The sequence below is a fragment of the Micromonospora sp. NPDC047753 genome, assembly GCF_040642735.1.
In the GTDB taxonomy this organism is placed as follows: Bacteria; Actinomycetota; Actinomycetes; order Mycobacteriales; family Micromonosporaceae; genus Micromonospora.
On record NZ_JBEYSL010000665.1, the window covers coordinates 1 to 3,005 of the forward strand.

The 3,005-nt window shown below is 74.3% G+C and carries 3 protein-coding genes; all 3 read left to right on the plus strand.

All coding sequences use genetic code 11. The annotated features are described in order from the left end of the window. Window positions 1-86 precede the first annotated feature (86 nt). From ABZ749_RS32800 to ABZ749_RS32810, 3 genes are read left to right on the plus strand one after another with little or no spacing between them, the layout of a single operon-like run. Complete coding sequence (locus ABZ749_RS32800) at window positions 87-959, plus strand: Nif3-like dinuclear metal center hexameric protein (RefSeq protein WP_357194624.1); 873 nt, start codon at window positions 87-89, stop codon at window positions 957-959. Next, window positions 949-1,686, plus strand: a complete 738-nt coding sequence (locus tag ABZ749_RS32805; protein ID WP_357234732.1) for a C4-type zinc ribbon domain-containing protein — start codon at window positions 949-951, stop codon at window positions 1,684-1,686. Before ABZ749_RS32800 ends, ABZ749_RS32805 begins: the two co-directional genes overlap by 11 nt. A gap of 3 nt (window positions 1,687-1,689) precedes the next feature. Further along, a complete protein-coding gene (locus ABZ749_RS32810; RefSeq protein WP_357234735.1) occupies window positions 1,690-2,892 on the plus strand; it encodes a bifunctional RNase H/acid phosphatase in 1,203 nt (400 codons plus the stop codon). Window positions 2,893-3,005 lie beyond the last annotated feature (113 nt).

A 3,005-nucleotide genomic window follows, 5' to 3' on the forward strand; every position in this document is an offset into this window, starting at 1 on the left:
GCTCCCCGCCGCCGAGTCGCGCCACCACCTCGGCGTGCTCCTCGATCTCGGGCCCGGCCGCCCCGACGCCGGTAAGCTGGCCCGCCGTGAGCACAAGCGGATCCGCCCCCACAGTCAGCGACGTGGTGGCCGCGCTGGAACGGCGTTTCCCGCCGGTCTGGGCGGAGGAGTGGGACCGGGTGGGCCTGGTGCTCGGTGAGCCGGCCGCTCCGGTCCGCCGGGTGCTCTGCGTGGTCGACGTGGTGCCCGAGACGGTCGACGAGGCCCTGGCCGCCGAAGCGGACATGATCGTTTCGCATCATCCGCTGCTGCTGCGCGGGGTGTCGTCGGTCGCCGCGACCACATTCAAGGGGCGGATCATCCACCGGTTGATCCGGGCCGGGACGGCGCTGTACGCCGCGCACACCAACGCCGACGTGGCCTCCCCGGGCGTCTCCGACGCCCTCGCCGCCCGCTTCGGGCTCACCGGTCTGCGCCCACTCCAACGACCCGCGCCCGGCTCGCCCGCCCACGGCGACGACAGGGGTTTCGGCCGGATCGGCGAACTGCCCGAGCCGATGACCCTCGCCGAGCTGACCCGGCACGCGGCGGCGGTGCTCCCCGTCACGTCCTGGGGAGTTCGCGCGGCGGGGGATCCCGGGCGTATGGTTCGTACCCTCGCCGTCAGCGGCGGGTCGGGGGACAGCTTCCTCGGCGCCGCGACCGCCGCCGGGGTGGACGCGTTCCTCACCGCCGACCTGCGGCACCACCCGGCCGGCGAGCACCTCGCCGCCGATGGTCCCGCCCTGATCGACGCCGCCCACTGGGCGACCGAACGACCGTGGCTGGACGACCTGGCCGCCTTCCTCCGGGAGGCGCTGGACGTCGAGACGCTGGTGTCCGACCTGGACACCGACCCGTGGACCGTGCACGCCGCCGCACCCGTTGTGGACGACAAGGAGCCCGACCGTGAAGGCTGACCCTCAGGTGCAGCGCCGCCTGCTCGACCTCCAGGCGATCGACACCAACCTCGCCCAGCTCGCCCACCGTAGGCGAACGCTTGCCGAGCGGGCCGAGCTGGAGTCGCTGGCCCGGGAGCTGTCGTCGATGGAGGACGAGCGGGTTCGCGCCCAGGTGGCGGTGGACGACCTGGACCGGGACATCGCCCGGTTGGAGAAGGACGTCGAGCAGGTCCGGGCCCGCAAGGAGAAGGACGAGAACCGGCTGGCCGCCGGCACCGGCCCGGCCCGCGAGCTGGAGGCGCTCCAGCACGAGCTGGTCTCGCTCAAGCGCCGCCAGGGGGACCTGGAGGACGCCGAGCTGGAGCTGATGGAGCAGCGGGAGACCGCGCAGGGCGTACTGGACGGCGTGGAGCAGCGGCTGGCCGAGACCCGGGACAAGCGGGCAGCGACCGAGCAGCGCCGCGACGAGGCGCTGGCCGAGATCGCCAAGGAGGAGGAGTTCAAGCGGGGTGCGCGTCAGCCGCTCGCCGCCGATCTTCCGAGCGAGCTGGTCAACCTCTACGACAAGATCCGCGAGGACACCGGGTTGGGTGCCGCGCTGCTCACCGCGGGCCGCTGCGGCGGGTGCCGCCTGGACCTGTCCGGCGCAGACCTGGCCCGCATCCGCAAGGCCGCCCCCGACGACGTGGTCCGCTGCGAGGACTGCCGGCGGATCATGGTCCGCACCAACGAGTCGGGCCTGTAGGTCGTGGCGCCGCGCGTCGTCTCCATCGAGGCCGACGGTGGATCCCGGGGCAACCCCGGCCCCGCCGGCTACGGCGCTGTGGTCCGTAACCCGGAGACGGGCGAGGTGCTCGCCGAGCGCTCCGAGTCGCTCGGTACGGCCACCAACAACGTCGCCGAGTACCAGGGCCTGATCGCCGGGTTGACAGCCGCCGCCGAGCTGGGCGCCGCCGAGGTGGACGTCCGGATGGACTCCAAGCTGGTGGTCGAGCAGATGTGCGGCCGGTGGCAGATCAAGCACCCCGGCCTGCGGCCCCTCGCCGCTCAGGCCGCCGCGCTCGTGGGCCGGTTCACCGCGGTCCGGTTCAGCTGGATTCCGCGCGAGCAGAACCGGCACGCCGACGCCCTCGCCAACGCCGCCATGGACGCCGCCGCGGGTCGTCCGTCGGCGACCGCGGCCCCCGGTCGTCCGGCGACGACGACGGCCCCCGGTCGTCCTGCGACGACGACGGCCACCGGCCAGCCCTCGACCACGCCCGCCGCCCCGATCGTCGGCAGCGACCCGGCGACCGCGCCGGCGTCCTGGGAGCCACGGCCGACCTTCACCGCCACCCGGCTCATCCTGGTCCGGCACGGCGAGACCCCGTACACCGAGCAGGGGCGTTACTCCGGGCGCGGCGACGTGCCGCTCTCCGAGCGTGGCCGCGCCCAGGCGCAGGCCACCGGCGCCCGGGTGGCCGAGCTGGCCCCGTCCGTCGCGGCCGTGCTCAGCTCACCGTTGTCCCGGTGTACGGCCACCGCGGCGTCGATCGCCGGGGCGCTCGGTGACGTGCCGGTCCGCACCGACGACGACCTGATCGAGTGCGACTTCGGCCAGTGGGAGGGGCGCACCTTCGCCGAGGTGCGCCAGCAGTGGCCGGGGGAGATGGACGCCTGGCTCGCCTCACCGCGGATCGCGCCGCCGGGCGGCGAGTCGTTCACCCAGGTCGCCGAACGCGCGCACCGCGTCATCAGCGGGCTGCTCACCGCGTACCCCGGTGAGACGGTGGTGGTCGTCTCGCACGTCTCGCCGATCAAGCTGGTGCTGCGTGACGCCCTCGCGGCCGGCGACGGCTTCCTGCACCGGCTCTTCCTGGACGCGGCCGGCATCTCGGTGTTCGACATGTGGCCGGACGGCGGCGTGGCAGTACGCACTGTCAACGACACCGCCCACCTCGCGGCCCTCTGAGCCGGTCACCCTTCGGCTGGTGGCCTGCGCCGGCCGTTCCGGCCCGACCGGACGACGTGGTGCCCGACGGTAACCTGGGGCCGGAGCAGCGCGGAGCGGGGCGGGGACAGATG